The following is a 25,375-nucleotide window of genomic DNA, read 5'->3' on the forward strand; positions in this document are numbered from 1 at the left end:
TCACCGCCCCGGTGCGGCCGGCGTGCAGAGCGTCCCCCGGGTGAGCGCCTCCAGTCGCTCGCGGATGCGCTTCTCCAGCTCAGGGTTGGCGTCCTCCTGGAGCAGCTCCAGGGCACGCTGCTCCGTCTGGAGCGCCTCTTCGCAAGCCCCGCCGCCCGCGAGCACCATGGCGTAGGTGTCCAGGGCGTAGGTGCTCCACGGCGCCATCGCGACGGACCACTGCGCCAGCGGGAGCGCCTCCGCGAGGCGCCCCTGCGTCACGTACAGCCATGCCAGCCCCGTCGCCGCCGCCGCGCTTCGGGGCTCCAGCTCCAGGGCCTTCTTGTACGCCGCCTCCTGCTCGGCGCTCGCTGCTGTGTCCGGGGTCAGCGCCGAGGCCAGTAGCAGCCAGGCTTCGCCGTCCTCGGGATGGGCCTCCACCGCCGCGCGGGCGAGGGCGGGGCGCTCGGCCTCGGGCGCCGCGCGCAGCTTCGTGGAGAGGGCGCGCAGGCCCGTGGGATTCAGCCGGAGCGACTCCTCCAGCTCGTCCTGTGACAGCTTGCGACGGTTCTGGATGAAGGGCTCGCGGTAGGCCAGTTGTGCCCCCAGCTCCGCGAGCCTCGCGCGGATGGCGTGGACCTCGGCGTGGTCGATGACCTCCTCGACGAAGCCCGTGGCCACCGGCGGCACCTGCACCGTGTGCTCCGGGTACTTGCGGTTCCTCACGTACTCCAGCAGCGCGGCGTCCAGCGCGGGGGACTCCAGCCCGGGAAGCGCCTGCTTCTGCGCCACGTCGGGCGCGACGCCCTTCGCGAGCAGGGCCTGGTACTCGGCGAACTCGCGGGGGCGGGTGGTGTAGAGCCAGTGCACCAGGAGCCAGCTCCCGGCGTAGTTGAACGCGACCAGCCGCTCCTCCTCGCGCTGCGCCAGCGACGGCTCCCACGCGTGCACGCGCTGCATCGTCCAGCCCTCCGCGTTGCTGTCCACCACCCGGTCCAGCAGCTCGCCCATCTCGACAATGGCCCCCAGGTGCGGCGCGCCCACCACCGCCGTCTTCCCGTCCGCCGACACGCGCAGCGTCTCCAGGTACTCGGCGAGTCCCTCCGACAGCCACCGGGGCTGGCGGAGCAGGGCGTAGGCGCTCAGGAAGTGGGTCAGCTCGTGGTTCAGCCGCGAGGACGAGGCCGGCGACAGTCCCGAGAAGCGCTGCTCCCAGGTGGAGGGCAGGCCGGGCAGGACGATGAGAGCCTCGGTGTCGGAACGGTAGAAGAAGGCCCGCACCCGGCGGGGATAGAGGCCTTCGAACTCGTCCGGGTCCTGGAGGACGTAGACGTTGACCTTCGGCATCGGCCGGCCCAGCACGTGCGGCCACATGGCGGCGAGGATGGCGACGCGCGTGTGCTCCAACGCGCTCATCGCCTTGCGCGCGTCCTCGGGCGGCAGGTCCGTCTCCAGCGTGTAGTGGTCGCTGTCCAGCCGCACCCAGGCACGCCCACCTTCACCCGGGCAGCGCGTGAAGCGGGGACCCACCACACAGGCCACCTGGGACGAAGCGAGGAGCGCGAGCAACGCTCCCATCGCGAGACCTTGGCGCACGTCGGGCTCTCTCTTCTCCGCCAGGGCTCGGCCCCGGTCCGTGGGAGGTGGAAGCGCGAGCCTGACGTGAGTGCCGGGGCTCCGACAAGCGCGGCGGAGGGCCCACCGGGCTTCACTTCCCGCCGCACTCGCGAGGTCAGCGGCGCGCGGCCTGGCGGACCATCTCGATGTGGGGGATGCCGTCCTCGTCGTACACGTCCCCCTCCGCGTGGAACCCGAAGTCCTCGTAGAAGCGCTGGAGGTAGTGCTGGGCGGAGATACGGATGTCCGCCGCCGGGAAGTGCGCGTCGAGTCGGGCGAGGCCCCGCTCCACCAATTCGCGCCCCAGCCCCCGCCTTCTCGCCCTGGGCGACGTCACCACGCGGCCGAGGCTGCTCGCGCCGGGGAACTTCAAGCCGGGGGGCAGGATGCGCAGGTAGCCCGCCAGGTACGGCGCCCCGTCCGCGTCCTCGTACGCGAGCAGGTGGAGCGACTCCGCGTCCAGCCCGTCCACGTCCTGGTAGATGGAGCGCTGCTCCACCACGAACACCTCCTGCCGCAGGGCGAGCAGTGCGTACAGCTCGTCCAGCGTCAGCTCCGGGAAGCTCTTCCACATCCAGCGCGGCATGGTGGCCGCGTGTAGCACGGCTGATGGCTCGGGGCCTCGCCGCACGACACGGCCCGGGCGCGGGCCGTCCGCTGCTGGTAGCTTCGCGGGCCTCATGACGAAGGACTCCCGGGGCCCGTCACGCGGGCGCGTGGCGGCCGTCACCGTGGCCTCGCTGCTCGGCGCCGCGCTGGCCGAGGCCACCCACCTGCCCGCCGGAGCCCTGCTGGGCGCGATGCTGGTGTCGATTGCAGGCTCGCTCGCGCTGTCGGTGCACGTGCCCCTGCCACGCCCCGGGCTGCTGATGGCGCAGGCGGTGCTGGGCGGGGCGATGTGCTCCTCCTTCCGTCCGGAGGCCTGGGCCGCGCTCGCGGAGCACTGGCCCGTCGCGCTGTCCGCCGTGGTGGGCGTGGTGGCCGTGGCCCAGGGCGTGGCGCTGGTGTGCGCGCGGCTGGGCCACCTGGATGCCCGCACCGCCACCCTGGGGCTGATGCCGGGCGGGGCCTCGGCGATGATTGCGCTCAGCGAGGAGCTGGGCACCGACTCGCGACTGGTGACGCTCTTCCAGTACGTGCGCCTGTCCGTCGTCATCCTCGTCGCCGTGCTGGTGGGGCGGTGGGTCGGGGACTCGCCGGACGTGCAGCTGGCCCGCGCCGCCGACCTTCCCGGCACTCCCCCGGCGCTGGTGGCCTGGGCGACGACGGCGCTCGTCGCCCTCGCGGGAGGCTGGCTGGGCGCGAGGCTGAAGCTACCTGCCGGCGTCTTCCTGGGGCCCGTGCTGCTGGGCATCCCCCTCACCGCCCTGGGCGTGCCGGTGGGCGCGTGGCCTCCTGGCGTGCTGCCGCTGGCGCTGTGGGCGCTCGGCGTGCGCGTGGGCAGCCAGTTCGACTCCTCCGCCGTGCACGAGCTGCGGCGGGCCGCGCTCGTCGCCCTCCTCGCCGCGCTGGCCATGGTGGGCGGTTGCCTGCTCATGGCCTGGGGCTGGTCCGCCGTGAGTGGGGTGGACCTGCTCACCACCTACTTCGCCACCTCGCCGGGCGGCGCCGACTCGCTGCTGGCCATCGCCCTGGGCACCCGCGCCACGCTGTCCCTCGTGCTCGCGGTGCAGGTGGGACGCATGCTGCTCGTCTTCCTCGTGGCGCCCACCTTCCTGCGGCGCCTGTCCGAGCGCCGGTAGACGCGCCCGGGTGTCGACGCTGCCCATGGCTCACGCGGCCTGCTGGGTGGGAAGCCCCTGGAGCATTTCGTTGAGCGCGTCCACCTGCTGCTCGTGGCCCGGACGCGCCTGGACGATGCCGAGGGCGCGCTGGAGCAGGGCGCGCGCGGCCACCGGGTCCTGGTGCTGCACGTGTACCTTCGACAGCTCCGTGAGCGCGGGCACGAGGAAGGGGTCCTGTGTTCCCGCCGCATCCTCCAGGCGCGCCACGGACTCCTGGAGCAGGGCGTACGCGTCCGGGTGGTTGCGCTCGCCCAGTGCCAGCGCGCCGTGGTGCAGGGCGATGGCTTCCGCCAGCCGGTCCTGCTCCTCCTCCGTCGAGGCCACGGGCTCCGGCGCGGCGATGCCCTGCTCCTGGAGCGCGATGTCCACGTGGGTCAGCACCTCGCCGCCCAGCTCCTCGGCCAGCTTCACCGGGTCGGCGAACAGCGTCAGCGCCGGGGCCTCGTCCAGCATGCGCCGCCCGGGGATGCCGGCCACGCGCTGGACGCGCTCCGACGGGGGCGGGTGCGAGTCGTAGGCATCCACCGGACGGGCGAACAGCTCCTCGCGGACCAGGGCGCCCAGCGAGGGCGGCGTGCCGCGCGCCGCCACGTCGATGGTGCGGTACAGGTCCTTCGTGGGGCGGCCCGCCTCTCGCAGACCCACCGCCACGCCCACCCCGCGGTGGAAGGCATCCCCGTTCTCAATCGTCTTCGTCAGCGCCCGGCCGAAGGTGTCCCCGCCGTAGGCCAGCGCGGAGAGGCGGTCGGCCAGCAGCTCGCGGCGGCGGCCATGGCCCGCGGTCACCTGGAGGTAGACGAAGAAGTAGACGCGCAGGAACCAGAACACGGGGTTGACGAAGGCCCAGCTCAGCTCCTGGATGCTTTGCATCGTCCGCACCACCTGCGTCTGGATGCGTCCGATGATGGGCGTCAGGCGCGTCTCCCCGTGGGCGAAGTGGCCGTACTCGTGGGCGAGGATGGACTTCAGCTCGGACACGGTGAGGCCTCGCAGGGCCGCCAGGCCCAGGTGGAGGATGCGCTCACCCCGCCCGAGCAGCACCTGGATGCGTCCACCCGCCTCGCGCACGCCGATGCTGGTGCCCGCGAACAACATCACCCGGTCCACCTTGCGCGCCCCGGCCACCTCCGCCACCTCCGCCAGCGCCCGGAACAGCTCGGGAGCCTCGTCCGGGGCGAGCCTCCGGCCTTCGTCGGGCTCTGCCGTGCTGAAGAAGAGGCCTCGCAGGATGGCGATGAAGCCGCCGAAGCCGACGAGGGCCACGATGATGAGCAGCTTGATGGAGACGAACCGGAGCTGGAACATCGCGTAGATGAGCCCACCCGCCACGGCGACCGTCAGCGTCAGCATCATCGGAATGGACACGTAGAACAGCAGCGACGCGAACCAGAGCACCGCGCTGTAGAGCCGGTCCACGCGCCGCTCGGACGGCGTCTGCTCCGCGCGCATCAGGTGGACGTGCTCGGCTCGCAGCTGCCCGAGCTGCACCGACGACAGCACGCGGCCGGCCACCCACGTTCCCAGGAGCCCCAGGCCGAGGAACAGCCCCAGGCCCAGCGGTATCCCCCACGCGAGCCGCGTCCAGCGCAGCTGGGAGATTTCCGCTTCGACCAGGCGCAGATGCTCCTCGTTCCCGCCAAGCTCCCGGGCCCGCCGTACCTCCGCCTCGGCTTCGTCCAGCTCCCCCAGGCTGGCCAAGGCCGAGGCGAGGAGGATGCGCGCCTCGCTCGAGCCGGGCACCACCTCGGTGATACGACGCGCGTGTTCGCGCATGCGCTCGAAGTCGGACCGATTCAGGGCGAGCAGCGCGGAGTAGAAGTTCGCCGTTGGTAGCCGCTCGTCGAGCTGGAGTGCCTCCCGGAGCAGGGGTTCGGCTTCGGCGCGCCGGTTGAGCTGGTAGTAGGTGGCTCCGAGCAGGGACAGCGCATCCGCGCGGCGCATCCCATCGAGGCCCAGCTCCAGCGCGCGCAGCAGGGCCCGCTCCGTATCGCCGAGCTTCTGCTGCCCCACGTAGAGCTGGCCCGCCAGGTGGAACGTCCGGGGGTTCTCGGGTGCCTGCGCGAGCAGGTGCTCCACGTCGGCCACGGCGTCGTCCAGTCGCCTCTCCTCCACCGCCTGGAAGGCCCGGTCGTGGATGGCCTGCAGCCCGGCGCTGTAGGGAAAGCGCTCCGGTGCCTCCGCTCCCGGCGCCAGCTGCGAGACGAGGAGCGCGACAACGACGAATGCGTACATGGAGCCCCCTGCGAACCGTCCCGGTTCTACCACGCGAGGGGTGGCTCCCTCTCCCGGCGGCCCCGTGGGGCAAGGACCTGTGTTGGCTGGGGGAAGCGAGCGTCCGGCGGCGGCGGGCCCGCATCATTATATGTAGGCCGCGATGACCTCTCCGCTCGATGCCCTGCCTGCCCCGGATGCGACCGAGGGTGTGGACACCCTGCTCCGGCTGCTGAGGGGCCGCCGCACGGTGGTGCTCACCGGCGCCGGCTGCAGCACCGAGTCCGGCATCCCCGACTACCGGGGGCCGGGGACGCGGGCCCGGGCGCGCAACCCCATCCAGCACCGCGAGTTCCTCACCCGGCCGGAGACGCGGGCGCGCTACTGGGCGCGGAGTCTGCTCGGCTGGCCGCGCTTCTCGTCGGCCCGGCCGAACGCCGCGCACCATGCGCTGGCGGCGCTGGAGCGCAACGGGCACGTGCCGGGCCTCATCACCCAGAACGTGGACCGCCTGCACCACGCGGCGGGCAGCTCACGGGTCATCGAGCTGCACGGAGCGCTGGCGCGGGTGCGCTGTCTGGACTGTGGCGCTCAGGAGGAGCGGGCCGCCCTGCAGGAGCGGCTGCTGGCCCTCAACCCCGACTTCACGCACCACGTGCTGGAGCTGCGGCCGGACGGTGACGCGGAGCTGTCCTCGGAGCTGCTGTCGTCCTTCCAGGTCCCCGCGTGCCTGCGCTGTGGCGGGACGCTGAAGCCGGACGTGGTGTTCTTCGGCGACAACGTGCCGTTGCCCACGGTGGAGGCCGCGTTTTCGATGGTGGAGGAGGGCGACGCGCTGCTGGTGGTGGGCTCGTCGCTGGCCATCTTCTCCGGCTACCGCTTCCTGGTGCGCGCCTCCGAGCGCCGCATGCCCATCGCCATCCTCAACATCGGCGAGTGCCGGGGTGTGGAGCTGGCGGACGTGCGCGTGGAGGCGCGAGCCGGAGACGTGCTGCCCCGGCTCGCGGAGGCACTGGAGCAGGGCTGACGTGGCCCGCCGCCCGGTGTCGCGCCGTGCTCAGAAGCGCAGGCGGTAGTGCAGGGACTTCGGGCGCGTCAGCGAGTCGAAGCCGAGCGCGCTCAGCGTCACGCCGCGCCCGGAGTCCTTCACGCCGCTCCACGGCAGCGCGGGGTCCAGCGAGTCGCAGCGGTTCATGTAGACGGTGCCGGCCTCCAGCCGCCGCGCCAGGCGGTCGGCGCGCTCGCGGTCGGACGTCCACACGCTGGCGGTGAGGCCCAGGCTGGACGCGTTCATCCGCGCCAGCGCCTCCTCGTCCGAGCTGACGGAGGCAATGGGCAGCAGCGGCCCGAAGGACTCCTCGCGCATCACCCGGGCGTCGGCGCTCACGTCCCGGAGCAGCGTCGGCTCGAAGAAGCGTCCCTTCCCATTCACCTGCGTCGGACGGCCTCCGCACACGAGCTTCGCGCCCTGGCTGGTGGCGTCCTGGACGAAGGCGTGCAGCTCGGCCGGGTGCCACGGCTGGGCGATGGGGCCGAGCGTCGTCTTGTCCGACTCCGGGTCCCCGAGCACGTACGCGCGCACCAGCGGCTCGACGGCATCCACGAAGCGAGCGTAGAGCGACTGGTGCACGTACACGCGCTCCACCGCGCAGCAGCTCTGCCCCGCGTTGTACATGGCGCCGTCGACGATGTTCTCCACCGTCTTGTCGAAGTCGCAGTCCGGCGCGACGTAGGCCGGGTCATTGCCGCCCAGCTCCAGGCCGATGTGGAGGAAGCGCTCCCTCGCCGCCGCCTGCATCTTGTGCCCGCCCAGTACCGAGCCGGTGAAGAGCACGTGGTCCACCCGCGTGTCCCCGACGAGCTTCTCCGTCGCCGCGTAGTCCAGGAAGATGGCCTGCACCGTGCCCTCGGGCGCGCCCGCTTCCGCGAAGGCGCGGGCGAAGTGCTCGCCACACAGCGGCGTGCGCGGCGAGTGCTTCACCACCACGGCGTTGCCCGCCAGCACCGCCGGCGCCACCGCGTTCACCGCCGTGAGCAGCGGGTAGTTCCACGCGGGCAGGTCCAGCACCACGCCGAGCGGCTCCTTCGCAATCCGCCGCTCGAAGCCGTCCTTCGGCGGGAGGACGATGTCCGCGAGCGACTCGGCTGCAATCGACGCCATGTGGCGCAGCCGTCCCGCCATGCCGCCGACCTCGCCGCGTGCCTGTGAGAGCGGCTTGCCCATCTGCCGGGTGATGTCGCGGGCGATGGCGTCCGCGCGCTTCTCCATCGCCTCGCAGGCGCGCAGCACGAGCGTCACACGCTCCTCCACGCTCATCGCGCGGAGCGCGCGCGAGGCGCTCCGGGCGAACTCCAGCACGGCGTCCAGTTGGGCAGGGGAGGTGGGTTCCACCGAGGCGGCGACGTCGCCAGTGAAGGGGTTGTCGACGATGTGTGTGCTCATGGGGCCCAGGAAAGCCGACAGACGCGGGGCGCGTCACGGCCGGGAGAGGGGGAGCGCGGCGGCGGCGGCCAAAGAGCGCGCTTTACGACAGAGGGCGTCTGGCAATTGTTATCGGCCCACCTCCCGCCGGGCCGGGCAGGAGGTCCCCCGTCGCCGTGCCGCCTGGAGGGCAGCCGTGCAGCCCGGACGCTCGTGGAGGGGGTCCGGGACACCCAGGTGCTCGCCTCCTGGGCCCGTCGCCCATGCGCCGATGACGCCTCGCATCAATCAGTTCCATGGAAGTTTTCCATTTATCTGGACAATGGGAGGTGAAAGTGGGGGCCCAGGCAACTTTGGCGCCCTGGATGCGAGAATCGTGGTGATCCGGAACTCTCAGCCCACAATCACCCCGGTGAAGAAGGATTTCCCGTGACGACCATCCACAATGTCTCCCGAGGCGATCGTCTCAGCTCGATTGCCGCCCGGTACAACACCACCGTGGAGAAGTTGGCCCAGGCCAACAACATCGCGGACCCGAACAAGATTCGAACGGGCCAGAAGCTCGTCATCCCCGACGGCTTCGATCAGCCGACCACCGCCAAGACGCCCACCACCACGGGCGGCGACAAGTTCGCCACCCCGTCGTCGAAGGCTGCTTCGGGCCCGGTGCGCGACGACGATGGCCGCACCTTCCCGACCTCGCGCGACGGCACGCCGATGTACAAGCAGGGCGATGACCAGTGGGGCTCGCGCCGCCTGGGCACCGGCTCGAGCGTGGGCGCCGCGGGCTGCGCCATGACGGCCACCGCGATGGCCGTCAGCAAGATCACCGGGCAGACCATCAACCCCGGCGAGATGGACGCCTACCTCGACAAGAACGGTGGCTACTCCGGCAACGCGCTCAACTGGGGCACGGCGGCGAAGATGGGCGGGCTGAGCGCCGCCAAGTCGCCGTGGAACCTGGACACCATCAACAAGCAGATCGACGCGGGCCGCCCGGTCGTCGTGGGCGTGGACTACCGCGCGGGCAGCAACGGTGGCGCCAACGGCACCGACCACTGGATCACCATCACCGGCCGCGGCAGCGAGAACGGCAAGCCCGTCTACTACGCGAACGACCCGGCCACCGGGAAGGAGATCACCCTCCGCCCCGATGGCAACCGGCTGTCGGGCGGTCCGTCGGGCTACAAGACCACGGGTGAGCTGGTGACGTTCTCCGGCGGCAACCCGAAGCCGGGTGGCCGTCCGCCGAGCGATGGTGGCACCACGGATGGCACCACCACGAAGCCCCCGCCGGACAGCAAGCCGAAGCCTGGCGCCGTGAAGGGCATGGCGCTGCCGGGCGGCGACCTGGAGAAGGGCGCTCGCGGCGCCGAGGTGGAGCAGCTCCAGAAGGCGCTGGTGAAGGGCGGCTACATGACCGAGGCCGAGATGAAGACCGGCCCGGGCATCTTCGGCCCGCGCACCGAGCAGGCCCTGAAGGAGTTCCAGGCCGACAACGGCGTGAAGAACACCGGCTACTACGGCCCGCTGACCCGCGCGGCCTTCGACAAGCTGGGCGCGAAGGTGGGCGGTGGCGGAGCCAAGGTGGACGGCGGTGACAACAAGCCGGGCACCACGGACGGGACGACCAAGCCCAGCACGGTGAAGGGCAACAACGACCTGAGCGGCTTCTCGTCCAACAAGTACGACAACCTCATCAACGAGATGTCGCAGAAGTACAAGGTGCCCGCGCGCCTCATCAAGGCGGTCATCCAGCAGGAGTCCGCGTTCAACCCCAACGCCACCTCGGGCGTGGGCGCCAAGGGCCTGATGCAGCTCATGCCGGCCACCGCGAAGGAGCTGGGCGTCACGGACCGCACGGACCCGCGCCAGAGCATCGAGGGCGGCACCAAGTACCTGGCCCAGCAGCTCAAGACGTTCAAGGGCGACGTCACGCTGGCGCTCGCCGCGTACAACGCCGGCGCGGGCAACGTGAACAAGTACGGCGGCGTGCCTCCGTTCAAGGAGACGCAGAACTACGTGAAGAAGATCACCGGTTGGTACAACGGCACGGGTCCGGCGTAGTCCTGACGCTGCTTCGAAGTTTCGCGGCCCGGTCACCTCGTGGTGGCCGGGCCGTGGTCGTTCTGGGGACTGGGCCTCTCACGAAGCCGTTCACCGAGGAGACACCGAGGCATGATCACCATCAGCGCTTTCAAGTGGGTGCCGCCGTTCGCTCAGGGCGTGGTGCGCGACCTCCGGGTGCGGTGGGCGCTCGAGGAGGCCGGCCTCCCCTATGAAGCGAGGCTCATCGACGCCGAGGTCCAGGCGTCCTCCGAGTACCGTGCGCTCCAGCCCTTCGGGCAGGTGCCGGTGTTCGAGGAGGACGGGCTTGCCCTCTTCGAGTCGGGGGCCATCGTGCTCCACATCGCGTCCCGGAGCGAGGTGCTCCTCCCCTCCGACGAGGCCAGCCGGGCGCGTGCGGTGACGTGGCTGTTCGCGGCACTCAACTCGGTCGAGAACCGGGTCCAGCAACTCGCCGAACTCGACCTGTTCTACCCCGACCAGGAGTGGGCAAAGCTCCGCCGACCGGGTCTGGAGAAGGCCGTCAGGCGTCGGCTGTCGGAGCTCGTCGCGTGGCTCGGGGACCGCGAGTACCTGGAGGACCGCTTCACCGTTGGCGACCTGATGATGACGACGGTGCTCCGCATCCTCCGTCACACCGACCTGCTCGACGCCGAGCCCACGCTGAAGGCCTACAAGGAGCGGTGTGAGGCGCGGCCGGCGTTCCAGCGGGCGCTGGCCGCGCAGATGGAGCCGTTCCAGCGGCGCGGGACCTGAGCCGGGGCGGGGAGGCCGGCGGAAGGAACGTTCATTCCGGGGGGGCCAGGAGCGGGAGGCCGGCGGAAGGAACGTTCGTTCCGGGGGGGGTGAGCCCGGGCGGGGAAGCTGGCGGAATGGAACGTCCATTCCGCGGCGCGCGCTCCGGTCAGGGGGTAGGCCAGAATGCGGGCGCGTAGACCTCCGGCACGGAGGCGATTCGCTCCGGCTTCGCGGGGTTCCACACGTGCGCTGCGGCATAGCCGCCGTAGGCGGTGACGAGCAGCAGCCCGCGCTGGACCTGGAAGCCGAGGTACGCGTCCGACTCGGCCACGTCCTTCAGCGCCACGCGCTTGCCACCCTGGGACCAGAGCAGCGGCTGACCCATGACCATCTGGCGGCCCTCGTCGCGAGCGCGGTAGTAGAGCGTCCCCTCCGAGGCGGGCAGCTCCATCCACCAGCCCTCGCCCGCGCCATCCGTGGCGGTGGCGTCCAGCTCCTTCGCCACCTCCGCCGGGACCTTCCTCCCCTGGGGGCTGCCCGGGAGCGACGCGCTCCAGGAGGCAGTGAGCGTCTTCTCCACGTCGAGCGCGGTGAGCCCGGGAGCACTGGCCGCCTCGAAGCGACTCGGCTTCGCCTCGACGCGCTTCCAGGCGCCGTCCTCCAGCCGGTAGGCCAGCGCGAGCCCCGGGACGCCAGCACCCCGCGCCACGGTGTAGCGCTCGCCCTCGAAGGTGATGACGCCCTTCTTCGGTGCCCGCGCGTTGTAGGCGAGGGTGATGAGGGCCACCGGACGCGACTGGGCGTCGAAGCCGAGCCGCGAGACATAGGGCAGGTCCGGGCCAGCGGGGCCGGTGCCTCCGGGCAGCGACTTCAAGTCCAGCGGTTGGCCCGACTTCGCGCCCAGGTCCACCCGCCAGGCGCGCGCCACCTCGCCCTCGCCCGAGGGCCAGGTGAAGACGAGGCCCTGCTTCCCATCCGGGCTCCACGTCACCATGGACCTGTCGCAGGCCGCGTCGAAGGAGAACACCGTGGCGGGCTCGCCCGGGAGCGGGTGGCGCACCCACTGGCACTTCTCACTGTCGCCAGGAGACTTGAGGTAGCCGAGCACCGCCTGCGTGGCGTCGGCGGCTGGCGCGGGGGTGGGCCTGGGGGCGGGCGTGTCGCGAGCCGCGACAGGGCGGGGCGCGGCGGGAGGGGGAGGCGTGGACTCGGGCGAGCCCTGTCCGGACTGGCAGCCAGCGAGGGCAAGAGCGGCGAGCAGCGCAGGGGCGCGGCGAAGCGGATTCATGCGAGACCTCGGCAGGCCCCGGCGACGTGACGGCCCGGGGCGGAAGGGGGGCACACTATCCATCCCCGGACTCCTGGGCAGCCCCTACGTGACGGAGGGTAGGCTGGCGCGGCAATGTCGAGCCCCGACGAGCCCTCCGCGCCCCCGCGCCGCTACCACGACGAGCCGCTCATCCTCATCGTCCGTCACCTGCGAGACGCGCTCGGTGCTGGCCGCGCGCGCATCGAGGTGCCCGACCCGGACCTGGGACGTGGGCACTACCCGGGTGAGCGCGTGGGGCCCGGGGGCGGCCTCGTCCACCGCCCCCTGCGGAGCTGGTGTGACCTGGCCGAGGGCCTCTCGTGCCGGCTGCTCACCCCGCGCGCGGTGGATGGCACCCACGTGGCGCTCACCTTCGAGCGGCTCGGTGCGGAGGCGGCCTGGCATGCGGGCGGGGGCGCGTCGGAAGAAGCGCCTCCGCCGCAGGAGCGCTATGGCGCCGCCTCCGAGTTCGCCCGGGTGCGCAAGCTGGAGGACGCGGGCTTCCTGCTGCCCTGGCTGGAGGCGCTCGGGCGCATCCACCTGCCCCCGGGGGCGAGGGTGCTGGACCTGGGCGTGAATCGCGGTGACGAATTGGCCGCCTTCGCGTGGCTGGAAGGCGCCCCGGACGTCACCTTCGTCGGCGTGGACCATGGCGCCAGCGCGCTCGCCGAGGCGCGGGCCCGCTTCCCCGACGCGCGGCACAGTTTCGTGCTCGCGGACCTCAATGCCCTGCCTGCCGGGCTGGGGCGCTTCAGCCTCGTGCTGTCGGTGGGCACGCTGCAGAGCCCCGGCGTGGACGACCATGCGCTGCTGCGCCGGCTCGTGCAGGAGCACCTGGAGCCACGGGCCTCGCTGGTGCTCGGCTTCCCCAACTCGCGTTTCCGGGATGGGGAAGTGGTCTACGGCGCGCGCGTGCGCAACCTTCGCGAGCCGGACCTGTCACTGCTGGTGAAGGACCTGTCCTTCTACCGTCGCTACCTGCACCAGCACGGCTTCCGCACCTTCCTCGGGGGCAAGTATGACCTGCTGCTCACAGCCGTGCGGGGCGGTGCCAGTCCTTCCAGGACGGACTCCGAGCCCCTGGATTGAATGTCGGGGGGAAACCCTCGCGCCCTCCTATCGGGAGGGTTGATGCCCACCTCATCACTCCCAGATTTCAGCGCTTCAAGGCGTTGCAATTCTTCGTGGGCCTGAGGGGGCGTGATGGTTCGATGGGGTGGGTGGTTGCTATTGGCGGCGGGTGTCTGTCTTTTGCCCGCCTCGGGCCGGGCGTCGACTGGAGCCGCGCCCTCCGCGAACTGGGACCCCGTGCCGGTCTGTCCGACGCCGCGCTGTGCGCCTGCCCTGCCGGTCAAGGACATCGCCTTCGGCCGGAGGTCGGGCCTTCCCGCCTCGTTCGTCGACCTGGGGGGCACGCTGTCCTTCAGCGCGATGAACCGCCCCTACGGCCGCGAGCTGTGGCGGAGCGACGGGACGGCCGCCGGCACTGCCCTGGTCAAGGACATCAATCCCGGCCCCGAGGATGGGCTGCAGGACTTCGATGACGAGACGGGAGTCGCCAACGAGCGGGTGGCGGTGAGGGAGGGAGTGCTCTTCTTCCAGGCCGACGATGGAGTGCATGGCCGTGAGCTGTGGCGGAGCGACGGGACGGAGGCGGGCACGGTGCTCGTCAAGGACATCCAACCGGGTCCGGACGGCTCGTTCCTCTCGGGGCTGCTGCTCGTGGACGGCGTCCTCTACTTCTCCGCGTTCGACGAGCTGCACGGCCGCGAGCTGTGGCGGAGCGATGGGACGGAGGCCGGCACCTGGCGGGTGGCCGACATCTTCCCGGGGCCCTCGGACTCGCGACCCGACTCGCTGAACGTCATGGGCGGCACGCTCTTCTTCGAGGCCGACGACGGTGTCCACGGCAGTGAGCTGTGGCGGAGCGACGGGACGAAGGCGGGCACGGTGCTCGTCAAGGACATCGCTCCCGGAGAAGAGGGCGGCGGCCCGTTCCACCTGACCGTGCTGGGCGGCACGTTGTTCTTCACCGCCTTCGACACGCTGCACGGCCGCGAGCTGTGGAAGAGCGACGGGACGGAGGCGGGCACGGTGCTCGTCGAGGACCTCAATCCCGGTCCCGAGTGGTCGAGCCCCAACGGCCTCATCGCCGTGGGCGGGCGCGTCTTCCTGTTCGCGCGTACTCCGGAGAACGGCGAGGAGCCGTGGGTCAGCGATGGGACGGAAGCAGGGACCTTCCTCGTCAAGGACATCTACCCCGGGCCCGAGGACTCGTTCCCCGACTTCGACATCCCCCGCTTTCGCGTGGGCCTGGGCGGCGTCCTGATGTTCGACGCGGAGGACGGAGTACGTGGCATCGAGCTGTGGCGGAGCGACGGGACGGAGGCGGGGACGGTGCTCGTCAAGGACATCCTCCCCGGCCCCGGGAACTCGACGCCGGCGTGGCTGGCGGAGGTGGCGGGAGTGCTGGTGTTCTCCGCTGACGACGAGCGGGGCCGTGACGAGCTGTGGCGGAGCGATGGGACGGAGGCCGGTACGTACCGGCTCCGCGCGGCGACCGGCGGGCCTCGCCACAGGGGACCTCGGGCCTTCACTGTCCTGGGCGCGTCCGTCTTCTTCCTGGCCTTCGATGAGAACATGGGAGGCGAGCTGTGGTCCCTGCCGTTGGCCTCGCTGCGTGAGTGCAGGACCTCTACGGCAGCGCCCACGGGCCGCCTGGGCGGTGGCCAGGAGACGCGCCTCCTCGCGGACGCCAAGCCGCAGGCGCGGGGGACCGGCATGCTCGGCTTCTGGGCGTGGTTCCTGGGCCTCCCCGTGCTCGTGGTGGGCACCGCGTGGGCGTGGCGGCGCCGGGGGCGACCGGCATGGCGGCTGCTGACACTGCTGCTGCTCGTCCTCCCCGGCATGCTGGTGGGTTGCACGTCCGCTGACGTCAGCGCCGGGGAGGCTCGGAGCGAGGCCCTGGAGGACGAGCCGGAGACGCTGGAGAACACCGCCTTCATGTCGACCTGCAAGGGGGCCTTCCAGGTCAGGGACATTGCCGCCTGCATCGAGGACTCCATGCCTCGGGAGCTGGTGGACCTGAAGGGGACGCTGTTCTTCGCCGCGGACGACGGGAGCTCCGGCAACGAGCTGTGGCGGAGCAATGGCACCCGGGGTGGCACCCGGCGCGTGGACGACATCGCCCCCGGGGCCGCCAGCGGGTCTCCGCTCGGGCTGACCCCGGTGGGCGACCTGCTCTACTTCTCCGCGGACGACGGGGTCCACGGGCGCGAGCTATGGAAGAGCGATGACACCGCTGCCGGGACGCGGATGGTGGAGGACATCATCCCCGGCCCCGAGGGCTCGGACCCGGGCGAGCTGACGGTGGTGGACGGCAAGCTCTTCTTCCTTACCCGGACGCCGGACTTCCGCACCGAGCTGTGGAAGAGCGATGGCACGCGGGGCGGGACGACCCGGGTGAAGGGGGACGGCTTCCCGTCGCAGCTCGTGGCACTGGGGCGGCTGCTCCTCTTCGCGGCGTATGACCCGGCGACCGGCTTCGAGCTGTGGCGGAGCAACGGGACCCAGGCCGGGACGTACCTGCTCGCGGACCTGGTGCCAGGGCCCGGCAGCGGGAACCCCATCTTCATGACGCGGGTGGGCAGCAAGGTGTACTTCGCCGCCAACGCCGGAGGGGAGAACCGGGAGCTGTTCGTCAGCGACGGGACGCCCGGGGGGACGCGGCTGGTGAAGGACATCGTCCCCGGCTCCCAGGGCTCCTATCCAGAGGGCTTCGTCGGGTTGGGCAACACGGTCTTCTTCACCGCCTATGGACCGGACTTCAATCCCCGGCTCTACAAGAGCGATGGGACGGCGGAGGGGACGGTGCAGGTGGGGAGCGTCGCCCCGCGGTCCTTCTCGCTGGTGGCCGCGGGCAGACAGGTCTTCTTCACCAACCTCCTGGACGGAGATGACATCGAGCTGTGGCGGACCGACGGCACCGACGCGGGGACGCGGAGGGTCAAGGACATCGTCCCCGGCCCCGATGGCTCGGAGCCTCAGGACCTGACGGCGGTGGGAGACTGGTTGTTCTTCACCGCCTTCGATGCGAGCTCGGGCCGCGAGCTGTGGCGGAGCGACGGCACGGAGGCGGGCACGGTGCGCCTCACGGAGCTCGCACCGGGCTTCCTGTCCCCATACGTGAATGGGGTCACTGTCTCGGGCTCGCGGGTGTTCTTCGCCGCGGATGACACCGTGACAGGGGAGGAGCTGTGGGCCCTGCCGCTGGCCTGCCTCCCGCCGTCACGGAGATGAGGGTGACGCTCAGGACCTGATGAGCGGGCGGCGCTCGCCCCCGCTCACGCAGCCTGGGGTGGAGTCACCTTCGCTGGCGCCGCCGGGACGTGGCCGGCGCGCGTCACGTAGTCACCGAAGCCCTCGCCCGGCGTCCGCTCGCGGGCGTAGGCGGCGAACAGCGGCTCCAGCGCGCCGAGGATGCCCTCCTCGTCGATGTTCTCCCGGTAGAGCCGGTTCATTCGCTGGCCCCGCGCGTCGCCGCCCAGGTGGAGGTTGTAGCGGCCCGGGGCCTTGCCCACGAGTCCCACCTCCGCCAGGTACGGCCGCGCGCAGCCGTTCGGGCAGCCGGTGATGCGCAGCAGGAGGTTGGCATCCAGCAGCCCGTGCGCCACCAGCCGCGCCTCCACCTTGCCCACGAACTCCGGCAGGTAGCGCTCCGCCTCCGCCATGGCCAGGCCGCACGTGGGCAGCGCCACGCAGGCCAGCGCGTTCTTGCGCAGGGGACTGGCGCTCCGGAAGCCGTCCAGCGCGTACCGGGCCACCAGCGCGTCGATGGCGTCCTTCGCCTCGGAGCCCACGTTCGCGATGACGAGGTTCTGGTTCGCCGTGAGCCGGAAGTCGCCCTGGTGGAAGCGCGCGATTTCCCGCAGGCCCGTGAGGTGCTGCGCCCCGGGGCGGTCCGCCACGCGGCCGCTGTCCAGGTGCAGCGTCAGGTGCCACTTCCCGTCGTGCCCCTCCGTCCAGCCGAAGCGGTCCCCGTTGTGCTCGAAGGCGAACGGGCGCGCCGGCTGCAACGCGAAGCCGAGCCGCCGCTCCAGCTCCGCCGTGAACCAGGGCACCCCGCGCTCCTCCAGCACGTACTTCAGCCGCGCGTGCTTGCGGCTCGTCCTGTCTCCGAAGTCGCGATGAATCTTCACCACCTCAGCCGCCACGGCGAGCGTGTGCTCCGGAGGAATGAAGCCCACCACGTCCGCCAGCCGGGGATACGTCGCCGCGTCACCGTGCGTGGCGCCCATGCCGCCGCCCACCGAGACGTTGAAGCCCACCAGTTCGCCGCCCTCGAGGATGGCGATGAACCCCAGGTCCTGCGCGAAGACGTCCACGTCGTTCAGCGGCGGCACCGCCACCGCCGTCTTGAACTTCCGGGGCAGGTACGTGGCGCCGTAGATGGGCTCCTCCTCGCCGCCGGCCACCTTCTCCTCGTCCAGCCAGACCTCGAAGTAGGCGCGCGTCTTCGGCAGCAGGTGCTCGGAGATGCGCACCGCCCACTGGTACACCGTCTCGTGGACGCGCGAGTCCACCGGGTTGGGATTGCACAGCACGTTGCGGTTGACGTCTCCGCACGCCGCCAGCGTGTCCATCAACGCCGCGTTGATGCGGGCGATGGTCGGCTTGAGGTCGTCCTTGATGACGCCGTGGAGCTGGAACGCCTGTCGCGTGGTGATGCGCAGCGTGTTGTTGGCGAACTCCGTGGCCAGCGCATCCATGGCCAGCCACTGCGCCGGGGTGCACACGCCGCCGGGCAGGCGCGTGCGGAGCATGAAGCTGTAGGCCGGCTCCAGCTTCTGCTGCCGGCGCTCCTCGCGGATGTCCCGGTCGTCCTGCTGGTAGCTGCCGTGGAACTTGATGAGGCTGGTGTCCGGCGTGGCGATGCTGCCCGTCACCGGGTCCACCAGGCTCTCCGCCAGCGTGCCTCTCAGCAGGCGGCTCTGCGTCTTGATGTGCTCCACCTCGGTCAGAGGCTTGGGCTGGTTGCTCATGTCGTGACTCACGAAGAAAGAGGTTCAGTAGACGTCGCGCAGGTAGCGCCGCTGCTCGCGCAAGCCCTGGAGCCAGGCCTCCGCGTCCTCGCGACTCTTCCCGCCGTGCGTGGAGACCACGTCCACCAACGCCGCGTGGACGTCCGGGGCCATGCGCTGGGCATCGCCGCAGACGTAGAGGGCCGCGCCGCCGTCCAGCCACTCGTAGACTTCGCGCCCGGCCTCGCGCAGGCGGTGCTGCACGTAGACCTTCTCCGCGCGGTCTCTCGAGAAGGCCAGGGACAGCTTGTGCAGCGTCTTCTTCTTCAGCGCCTCCTGCCACTCCACCTGGTAGAGGAACTGCGTGCGGAAGTGCTGCTCTCCGAAGAAGAGCCAGTTGCGGCCGCGCGCGCCCACCTCGGCACGCTCCTGCACGAAGGCCCGGAAGGGCGCCACGCCCGTGCCGGGGCCAATCATCAGCACGTCCTTGTCGCCGTCCTCCGGCAGGCGGAAGCGCTCGTTGGGCTCGATGAAGACGCGGACCTTGTCCGTCCCCGCCACGCGCGTGGACAGGTGCGTCGACGCCGCGCCGAAGTGCCGCGTGCCGAACGCCGTGTAGTCCACCACCGACACCGTCAAATGCGCCTCCGCGCCCACGCGCTTCTGGCTGGACGCAAGCGAGTACAGCCGGGGCGCCAGCTTCCGCAGCGCGGCCACCAGCTCCTCCGCGCCCCATTGCGCCCGGTGCGTGCGCAGCAGGTCGATGACCTGGTGGCTCGCCAGCAGCGCGCGGAAGCCCTCCGCGCCCTCCGGCTTGAGCAGCCTTCGCAGCTCGTCGCTGCCCGCCAGCGCCGCGTGGCGCTCCAGGAAGGGACGGTTGAGCTTCGTCAGCTCCAGCTCCTCGCCCAGCCACTTCGCCAGCGGCAGGGTGCGCCCGTCCCGCGTCACCGCCGCGCCGCCGTCCAGCTTCAGCTCGGACAGGAACGCGTCCACCAACTCGGGCGGGTTGTGCGGCCACACGCCCAGCGCGTCGCCCGGCGCGTACTCCAGGCCGGAGCCCTCCAGCGACACCTCCACGTGCCGCACGTCCTTGAGCGCGCCACGGGCGGTGATGCGTTGGTTGACCAGCACCTCGGCGGGGAAGGGCGCCTCCTTGCTGAACGTCGGCGCGGCGGCCGGCTCGCGCAGCTGGACGACGGTGGCACCGGGCGTGGCCTGGGGCTCCAGCGCCTCGCGCGCCCTGGCGAAGGCCTGGTCCAGCCAGCCATTGGCCACGGGCTCGAAGTCCACGTCGCAGTCGGCGCGCTCCATCAGCCGGGTGGCGCCCAGCTCCACCAGGCGCGCGTCCAGCACGCGGCCCACCTCGCAGTACTTCGGATAGCTGGAGTCACCCAGCCCCAGCACCGCGAAGCGCAGCCCCTCCAGCTTCGGGGCTCGCTTGCCCAGCACGTGCTCGCAGAAGCCGCGCGAGTCGTCCGGCGGGTCTCCGTCCCCCTGTGTGCTGATGACCACGCAGAGGAGGCGCTCCTTCGCCAGCTCCCGCACGGGGTAGTCGCTGGCGCGGAACAGGCGCGTCGGAATCCCCGCGGACTCCACCTGCCGCTTGAGCCGCTCGGCCAGCAGCCTGCTGTTCCCGGTCTGCGTGCCGTAGACGATGGTGAACGGCGACGCCGGAGCGGCTGCGGGCGGCGCGGACACGGGCGCCGCCACGGACACGGGGGCGGACACCCCCGTGCCGGAGCGCGCCGCGAGCCCGGCCGTATAGCCGCTCAGCCAGTGCAGGGACGCCGCGTCCAGTCCCTCCACCAGCTTGAGCAGCTGCGCGCCCTTGTCGTCACCCAGCAGCGCGCTGACGAAGGGCGGAGCGATGGGGCGCGAGGCCCCTCCAGTCGACGACGGGCTCACTTCAGGCTCTCCCCGAGCGCGAGCACGCGCTCCACCTGCTGCTTCACGTCCTCGGACGCCTCCAGCTCCAGCCAGGCCACGCCCGCGTCGCGAGCCTCCGCGCGCAGGGCCCGCCGTGCCTGGGGCGCATCGGTGTGCACCAGGGCCACCAGCCCCGCGCTGGCCAGCGCCAACGCCACCTCCACGTCACCCCCGACGGCGGAGACGTGCCGGCCCAGGTCGAACAGGCCGCGCTCCAGCGCGAAGGCGCGGGACGCGGACTCCGGCGTGGCGGGCAGCAGGACGATGGCGCCGGGCTGCCCCAGCCGCGCGCGCCGCTCGGCCTGCGAGACGAGGGACGACTCCAGCGCCCCCTGCGTGCCCGTCTCGGCCGGCCCCAGCACCATGCCCGCGCCCACCGTGTCGTGCGTGAGGGCGTCGATGATGATGAAGGCGCCGGTGCGCCGGTTGTCGCGGTACGGGTCGGCCAGCAGCGGCCGGCGGCACACCAGCCGCACCTTGCCGATGTCGTTGAGCGCCAGCGACTCGGCCGGCACCTCGCCCAGGTCCTCCAGCTCCTTGCGCCAGAGGATGCGCTCCACCTGCGCTGGCGCGGTGCGGGTGGCCTGCTTCACCAGGTAGCGGCGCGAGCAGTCCAGCGGCTGCTCACCGAACCACACCAGCATCGCGTCGAGCTGGTGCAGCGCCAGCGGCGGCTCGTCCACGTGGGCCAGCAGGTCTCCCCGGCTTGCGTCCACCTCGTCCGCCAGCCGCAGGGTGATGGAGGCCGGGGCCGAGGCCTCCTCCAGCGGCCCGTCGAAGGTGTCGATGCCCGCCACGCGCGTGCGGCGCCCGGAGGGGAGCACCTGCACCTCGTCCCCCACGCGCACGGTGCCGGAGGCCACCTGCCCGGCCAGCCCGCGGTAGTCCTGGTGCGGCCGGAGCACGTACTGGACGGGGAAGCGGAAGGCCGCGTTGTCCAGCCGGCGCTGGTGGGGCCGGGACTCCAGCCACTCCAGCAGCGTGCCGCCCTCGTGCCACGGTGTGCGCGCGCTGGGCCGGGTGATGTTGTCACCCCGGCTGGCGCTGACGGGGAACAGGCGCACGCCCTCGAAGCCGAGCGTGTGCGCGAAGTCCACCAGCTCCTGTCCGATGCGCTCGAAGATGGCCCGGTCGAAGCCCACCAGGTCCATCTTGTTCACCGCCACGGCCAGGTAGGGGATGCCTAGCAGCGAGGCGATGTACGCGTGGCGGCGCGTCTGCGGCAGCACGCCCAGCCGCGCGTCCACCAGGATGACCCCCGCGTCCGCCGTGGAGGCGCCCGTGGCCATGTTGCGCGTGTATTGGATGTGCCCCGGCGTGTCCGCGATGATGATTTTGCGCTTCGGCGTGGACAGGTAGCGGTACGCCACGTCGATGGTGATGCCCTGCTCGCGCTCGGCGCGCAGGCCGTCGGTGAAGAGGGAGAAGTCCAGCTCCTCTTCCTCGGCGCCGGCCGCGGCCCGCAGGCCCTGGGCCAGGACTTCCGGCGGAAGCTCCGTCCGGGCGGCGGCCCGCTTCACGCTGGCGCGGCGCACGGCGGAGATCTGGTCCTCGAAGAGGCCGTCGCACTCGTAGAGGAGCCGGCCGATGAGCGTGGACTTCCCGTCGTCCACGGAGCCCACCACCACCAGGCGCAGCAGCTCGCGGCTGGAGTGCTCGTCGAGGAGCCGCTGCACGTCGGGCTGGGGAGGCGTCTGCAGTGCGGTGTCCATTAGAAGTAGCCCTCGCGCTTCTTGAGCTCCATGGAGCCCTCTTCGTCGTGGTCGATGAGGCGGCCCTGCCGCTCGGACTGGCGGGCGTTGACCATTTCGTGGATGACGGCCTCCACCGTGGTGGCCGAGGAGTCGATGGCGCCGCTCAGCGGGTAGCAGCCCAGCGTGCGGAACCGCACCCGGCGGGGCACGGGCTTCTCACCCGGGCGCAGCCGCATGCGCTCGTCGTCCACCATCAGCAGCGTGCCGTTGCGGTCGATGACCGGCCGCTCGGCGGCGAAGTAGAGCGGCACCACGGGAATCCGCTCGCGCAGCACGTAGTGCCACACGTCCAGCTCCGTCCAGTTGGACAGCGGGAAGACACGCATGCTCTCCCCCGAGTCCACGCGGCCGTTGTAGAGGTTCCACAGCTCCGGCCGCTGCCGGCGCGGGTCCCACTGGCCGTGCTTGTCGCGGAAGGAGAAGACACGCTCCTTCGCGCGGGACTTCTCCTCGTCGCGGCGCGCGCCGCCGAAGGCCGCGTCGAAGCCGTGCTGCGCAAGCGCCTCCAGCAGCGCCTGCGTCTTCATGGCGTGGGTGTACTTCTGGCTGCCGTGGTCGAAGGGGTTGATGCCCTCGGCGAGCGCGCGGCGATTCTGGTGGACGATGAGGTTGAGCCCATGCCGCGCCATGAAGGCGTCGCGAAAGGCATACATGTCCCGGAACTTCCAGGTGGTGTCCACGTGGAGGAGCGGGAAGGGCAGGGGCGCCGGGTGGAAGGCCTTGCGCGCCAGGTGCAGCAGCACCTGTGAGTCCTTGCCGATGCTGTAGAGCATCACCGGATTGGCGAACTCCGCCACCGTCTCGCGGAGGATGTGGATGCTCTCCGCTTCCAGCTCCGTCAGGTGCGACGTCCTCGCGAGCGTGTTCTCACTCATGTCCTGCCTCCGCCACCCCGGGCACCGGGTGCCCGGCCATCGTCGAACCCCGCGCCGCCAGAGACGGCAGCCGCGAGCGCATTGACACCACCTCGCCCACCACCAGCAGCGCCGGAGAGCCCACGGACTCCCGCCGCGCCTCGAGGGCGATGTTCCCCAGCGTGGCCTCCACCACCCGCTGGTGCTCCCACGTGCCTGCCTCCACCACGGCGGCCGGCGTCGAGGCGGCGCGGCCCGCCGTCACCAGGGCCCGCACCGTCTCCTCCAGCCGGTCTCCCGCCATGAAGAGCACCAGCGTCTGGGCCCTCGCCAGGAAGTCCCAGTCCGGCGCGCGGCCCACGCGGTGCGCGGTGGCGAACGTCACCTCACCGGACAAGTCACGGTGCGTGACGGGGATGGCCGCCGAGGCCGGCACGGCGATGCCCGCGGACAGGCCCGGGACCACCTCGTACGGGACGCCCGCCTCCTCCAGCGCGAGCGCTTCTTCCGCGCCACGGCCGAAGACGAACGGGTCTCCGCCCTTGAGCCGCACCACGCTGCGGCCCAGCTTCGCCTGGGCGATGAGGACGGTGTGGATGTCCTCCTGGCGCACGGACTCGCCGCCGCCCTCCTTGCCCACGTAGATGAGGCGCGCGTGGGGCCTCGCATGCTCCAGCACCGCGGGGTGGATGAGCCGGTCGTGCACCACCGTGTTGGCCTCCCGCAGCAACCGCGCGGCACGCAGCGTGAGCAGCTCCGGATCCCCCGGGCCTGCTCCCACCAGGTACACGCGCCCCTTCACCTGCTCTCTCATGTCGTCTCTCCCGAGGACTTCAAGGTCTTGAGCTCCGCGCGAAGCCGGGCCCACGCGGCCTTCCGCTCGCCCCGCTCCAGCAGCGCGCCGATGTCTCCCTCCACCAGCCCCTTCAGGAGGCGCTGGCGCTCCACGCCCGCTGGCAGGTGCCGGCGCAGCCACCCGCTCAGCCGCGCCAGCCACACGTGGTGCGGTGCCACCCGCGCCGTCAGCTCGCGCCGCAGCAGCCGCGCCACGGCGGGCGCATGTCCCGCGGTGGAGATGGCGACGGTGATGGGCCCGCGACGGCCCACCGAGGGCAGCGTGAAGTCGCACAGGTCCGGCACGTCCGCCGTGTTCACCCAGATGCCCTGGGCGCGGGCTTCTTCCGCCACGCGAGGGCCCACGCGCGCGTCGTCCGCCGCCGCCAGCACCAGGTGGTGGCCGCGCACGTCGCCCGGCGCATACGGCCGGGCCAGCCACTCCAGGCGGCCTTCGCCGGCCAGCCGGCGCAGCGTGGGGGTGGCCTCGGGGGACACGACGCGGAGCAGGCCGCCGGCCTCCAGCACCGCGAGGGCTCGGCCCTCGGCGATGGTGCCGCCTCCCACCAGGAGGACGCGGCGGCCCTCCAGGCGGAGGCAGACGGGATAGTCGATGGGGGGACTCATGGCGTGCTCAGCGGACCGGATGCAGGCCGCACTCGCTGTGCTCGCGCGACTCCCACCACCAGCGGCCGGCGCGCTCGTCCTCATACGGCTTCACCGCGCGGGTGCAGGGCGCGCAGCCGATGGACGGGTAGCCCTTGTCGTGGAGCGCGTTGTAGGGGACGGAGTGGGCCTTGATGTAGGCCCACACCTCGCGCTGAGTCCACGCGGCCAGCGGGTTGAGCTTCAGCAGCCCGTGGCTGGCGTCCAATTCGGCCACCTCGACGGCGGTGCGGGTGACGGACTGCTCACGGCGCAGCCCCGTCACCCAGGCCTCGCGGCCGGCGAGTGCGCGGCGCAGCGGCTCCACCTTGCGGATGGCGCAGCACTCCTTGCGCGCCTCCAGGCTCTTGCGGAAGGAGAAGTAGCCCTGCGAGGACTCCAGCGCTTCGACGCGCTCGCGCTCGGGGAAGAAGGACTCCACCGCGACGCCGTAGCGGTTGCGGACCACCTCGATGAGGTCGTACGTCTCCGGAGGCAGCCGGCCGGTGTCGAGCGTGAAGACGCGGAGGCCCGGCGCATGCTTGCGAGCCAGGTCGATGAGGACCATGTCCTCCACCCCGAAGCTGGACGCGATGGCGGCGCGCGCTCCGAAGCGGCCCTCAATCCAGGCGAGGATTTCCTCCACGGGCGCGTCCTTCAGCGCGCGGGCCTCGTCGAGCAGCGCTTCGGCCGGGGTGGGGAGGGCGAGAGAGGTGGAAGACAGCGGGGGCGACATGAAGGACTCCGAGAAGGGAAAACGAAACGGCCCGCGCCTCTTTCGAGGGGCGGGCCGCGAGCAGGAAAGGGGAGAAGGGTTTGCTACCCGCTCCTCGTTGCTCGGCACCCGCCTGGGGGCGGACACACAGGACACGCACAGGCCAGACAGCACGCGCCGCACACGCCCCGCGCCGTCCGCTCCTGGAGCGCTCCGCACCCGGCGGTCAGCGCCAGGGACTTCAGGGCGGAGGAGGGGGAGGCGAAGCGCATGGGACGTGGACGGCGGGCCGTGAGAGCAGGAGGTGGAAAGTGAAAGGCCCGGCTCCTTCGAGAGGAGGCCGGGCCGGGGGGACAACGCGGGGACTCAGGAGTCCGGTGCGCGCGTCAACAGCCCAGGCCCGACAGGGCACAACAGGCACACGACCGACAGCAGCGGCAGCAGATCAGCGCGGCGGTCGGGGTGGAGGTGTGCATCTTCCAGGGCGTCCAACGTAACGG

General features: G+C 71.6%; 18 protein-coding genes. 6 read left to right on the plus strand and 12 right to left on the minus strand.

Going from position 1 to position 25,375, the window contains the following annotated elements; all coding sequences use genetic code 11:
* Both G4D85_RS20745 and G4D85_RS20750 read right to left on the minus strand, forming a co-directional pair.
* Positions 1-1,575 carry a DUF1570 domain-containing protein gene (locus G4D85_RS20745; protein WP_164014581.1) on the minus strand — a complete coding sequence of 525 codons (1,575 nt, stop codon included), beginning with the start codon at positions 1,573-1,575 and terminating at the stop codon, positions 1-3.
* A gap of 136 nt (positions 1,576-1,711) precedes the next feature.
* Positions 1,712-2,182, minus strand: a complete 471-nt coding sequence (locus G4D85_RS20750) for a GNAT family N-acetyltransferase (RefSeq protein ID WP_164014583.1) — start codon at positions 2,180-2,182, stop codon at positions 1,712-1,714.
* A gap of 94 nt (positions 2,183-2,276) precedes the next feature.
* Between G4D85_RS20750 and G4D85_RS20755 the strand changes: the two genes are divergently transcribed.
* On the plus strand, positions 2,277-3,338 hold the full coding sequence (locus G4D85_RS20755) for an AbrB family transcriptional regulator (protein ID WP_164014585.1): 1,062 nt from the start codon (positions 2,277-2,279) through the stop codon (positions 3,336-3,338).
* A 30-nt stretch (positions 3,339-3,368) separates the two neighbouring features.
* Here the strand turns inward: G4D85_RS20755 and G4D85_RS20760 are convergent, their stop codons facing one another.
* Positions 3,369-5,612: a M48 family metalloprotease gene (locus G4D85_RS20760; RefSeq protein WP_164014587.1), complete on the minus strand. Its 2,244-nt coding sequence runs from the start codon at positions 5,610-5,612 to the stop codon at positions 3,369-3,371.
* Positions 5,613-5,754: 142 nt separating this feature from the next.
* On the opposite strand from G4D85_RS20760, the gene G4D85_RS20765 reads away from it, so the two are divergent.
* Complete coding sequence (locus G4D85_RS20765; RefSeq protein WP_164014589.1) at positions 5,755-6,618, plus strand: NAD-dependent protein deacetylase; 864 nt, start codon at positions 5,755-5,757, stop codon at positions 6,616-6,618.
* 30 nt (positions 6,619-6,648) lie between these two features.
* On the opposite strand, the gene G4D85_RS20770 is transcribed toward G4D85_RS20765, so the two are convergent.
* On the minus strand, positions 6,649-8,034 hold the full coding sequence (locus G4D85_RS20770; RefSeq protein WP_164014591.1) for an aldehyde dehydrogenase family protein: 1,386 nt from the start codon (positions 8,032-8,034) through the stop codon (positions 6,649-6,651).
* Positions 8,035-8,442: 408 nt separating this feature from the next.
* Between G4D85_RS20770 and G4D85_RS20775 the strand changes: the two genes are divergently transcribed.
* Positions 8,443-10,080 carry a transglycosylase SLT domain-containing protein gene (locus G4D85_RS20775; RefSeq protein ID WP_164014593.1) on the plus strand — a complete coding sequence of 546 codons (1,638 nt, stop codon included), beginning with the start codon at positions 8,443-8,445 and terminating at the stop codon, positions 10,078-10,080.
* Between the two features lie 111 nt (positions 10,081-10,191).
* Positions 10,192-10,836, plus strand: coding sequence for a glutathione S-transferase family protein (locus G4D85_RS20780; protein ID WP_164014595.1), 645 nt, complete (start codon positions 10,192-10,194; stop codon positions 10,834-10,836).
* A 148-nt stretch (positions 10,837-10,984) separates the two neighbouring features.
* Here the strand turns inward: G4D85_RS20780 and G4D85_RS20785 are convergent, their stop codons facing one another.
* Positions 10,985-12,106 (minus strand): hypothetical protein, encoded by a 1,122-nt coding sequence (locus tag G4D85_RS20785; RefSeq protein ID WP_164014597.1) that lies wholly within the window; start codon positions 12,104-12,106, stop codon positions 10,985-10,987.
* A gap of 114 nt (positions 12,107-12,220) precedes the next feature.
* On the opposite strand from G4D85_RS20785, the gene G4D85_RS20790 reads away from it, so the two are divergent.
* On the plus strand, positions 12,221-13,216 hold the full coding sequence (locus G4D85_RS20790) for a class I SAM-dependent methyltransferase (RefSeq protein ID WP_164014599.1): 996 nt from the start codon (positions 12,221-12,223) through the stop codon (positions 13,214-13,216).
* Between the two features lie 219 nt (positions 13,217-13,435).
* Positions 13,436-16,426 (plus strand): ELWxxDGT repeat protein, encoded by a 2,991-nt coding sequence (locus tag G4D85_RS20795; RefSeq protein ID WP_164014601.1) that lies wholly within the window; start codon positions 13,436-13,438, stop codon positions 16,424-16,426.
* Positions 16,427-16,470: 44 nt separating this feature from the next.
* Here the strand turns inward: G4D85_RS20795 and cysI are convergent, their stop codons facing one another.
* The 7 genes from cysI to G4D85_RS20830 are packed head-to-tail and all read right to left on the minus strand — an operon-like array spanning position 16,471 to position 24,896.
* Positions 16,471-18,168, minus strand: coding sequence for an assimilatory sulfite reductase (NADPH) hemoprotein subunit (gene cysI / locus G4D85_RS20800; RefSeq protein WP_164014604.1), 1,698 nt, complete (start codon positions 18,166-18,168; stop codon positions 16,471-16,473).
* A 24-nt stretch (positions 18,169-18,192) separates the two neighbouring features.
* Positions 18,193-20,052 carry an assimilatory sulfite reductase (NADPH) flavoprotein subunit gene (locus tag G4D85_RS20805; RefSeq protein WP_205525636.1) on the minus strand — a complete coding sequence of 620 codons (1,860 nt, stop codon included), beginning with the start codon at positions 20,050-20,052 and terminating at the stop codon, positions 18,193-18,195.
* Positions 20,049-21,785: a GTP-binding protein gene (locus G4D85_RS20810; protein WP_164014606.1), complete on the minus strand. Its 1,737-nt coding sequence runs from the start codon at positions 21,783-21,785 to the stop codon at positions 20,049-20,051. Before G4D85_RS20810 ends, G4D85_RS20805 begins: the two co-directional genes overlap by 4 nt.
* Entirely contained in the window at positions 21,785-22,702 is a 918-nt protein-coding gene (gene cysD / locus G4D85_RS20815; RefSeq protein WP_164014608.1) for a sulfate adenylyltransferase subunit CysD, read from the minus strand. Before cysD ends, G4D85_RS20810 begins: the two co-directional genes overlap by 1 nt.
* Positions 22,695-23,495, minus strand: a complete 801-nt coding sequence (gene cobA, locus G4D85_RS20820; RefSeq protein WP_164014610.1) for a uroporphyrinogen-III C-methyltransferase — start codon at positions 23,493-23,495, stop codon at positions 22,695-22,697. Before cobA ends, cysD begins: the two co-directional genes overlap by 8 nt.
* Positions 23,492-24,142: a precorrin-2 dehydrogenase/sirohydrochlorin ferrochelatase family protein gene (locus G4D85_RS20825; protein ID WP_164014612.1), complete on the minus strand. Its 651-nt coding sequence runs from the start codon at positions 24,140-24,142 to the stop codon at positions 23,492-23,494. The genes cobA and G4D85_RS20825 overlap by 4 nt, the downstream gene beginning before the upstream one ends.
* 7 nt (positions 24,143-24,149) lie before the next feature.
* Positions 24,150-24,896: a phosphoadenylyl-sulfate reductase gene (locus tag G4D85_RS20830; RefSeq protein WP_164014614.1), complete on the minus strand. Its 747-nt coding sequence runs from the start codon at positions 24,894-24,896 to the stop codon at positions 24,150-24,152.
* Positions 24,897-25,375 lie beyond the last annotated feature (479 nt).

Origin of the sequence: Pyxidicoccus trucidator, from assembly GCF_010894435.1 — a bacterium.
Classification (GTDB): Bacteria; Myxococcota; Myxococcia; order Myxococcales; family Myxococcaceae; genus Myxococcus; species Myxococcus trucidator.

Bases quoted from the DNA above. Each gene is read 5' to 3' on its own strand.
- G4D85_RS20790 (WP_164014599.1), top strand. From the start codon at position 12,221: ATGTCGAGCCCCGACGAGCCCTCCGCGCCCCCGCGCCGCTACCACGAC.
- cysD (WP_164014608.1), bottom strand. From the start codon at position 22,702: ATGAGTGAGAACACGCTCGCGAGGACGTCGCACCTGACGGAGCTGGAA.
- G4D85_RS20755 (WP_164014585.1), top strand. From the start codon at position 2,277: ATGACGAAGGACTCCCGGGGCCCGTCACGCGGGCGCGTGGCGGCCGTC.
- G4D85_RS20785 (WP_164014597.1), bottom strand. From the start codon at position 12,106: ATGAATCCGCTTCGCCGCGCCCCTGCGCTGCTCGCCGCTCTTGCCCTC.
- G4D85_RS20765 (WP_164014589.1), top strand. From the start codon at position 5,755: ATGACCTCTCCGCTCGATGCCCTGCCTGCCCCGGATGCGACCGAGGGT.
- G4D85_RS20825 (WP_164014612.1), bottom strand. From the start codon at position 24,142: ATGAGTCCCCCCATCGACTATCCCGTCTGCCTCCGCCTGGAGGGCCGC.
- G4D85_RS20770 (WP_164014591.1), bottom strand. From the start codon at position 8,034: ATGAGCACACACATCGTCGACAACCCCTTCACTGGCGACGTCGCCGCC.
- cysI (WP_164014604.1), bottom strand. From the start codon at position 18,168: ATGAGCAACCAGCCCAAGCCTCTGACCGAGGTGGAGCACATCAAGACG.
- G4D85_RS20830 (WP_164014614.1), bottom strand. From the start codon at position 24,896: ATGTCGCCCCCGCTGTCTTCCACCTCTCTCGCCCTCCCCACCCCGGCC.
- G4D85_RS20810 (WP_164014606.1), bottom strand. From the start codon at position 21,785: ATGGACACCGCACTGCAGACGCCTCCCCAGCCCGACGTGCAGCGGCTC.
- G4D85_RS20760 (WP_164014587.1), bottom strand. From the start codon at position 5,612: ATGTACGCATTCGTCGTTGTCGCGCTCCTCGTCTCGCAGCTGGCGCCG.
- G4D85_RS20750 (WP_164014583.1), bottom strand. From the start codon at position 2,182: ATGCCGCGCTGGATGTGGAAGAGCTTCCCGGAGCTGACGCTGGACGAG.
- cobA (WP_164014610.1), bottom strand. From the start codon at position 23,495: ATGAGAGAGCAGGTGAAGGGGCGCGTGTACCTGGTGGGAGCAGGCCCG.
- G4D85_RS20780 (WP_164014595.1), top strand. From the start codon at position 10,192: ATGATCACCATCAGCGCTTTCAAGTGGGTGCCGCCGTTCGCTCAGGGC.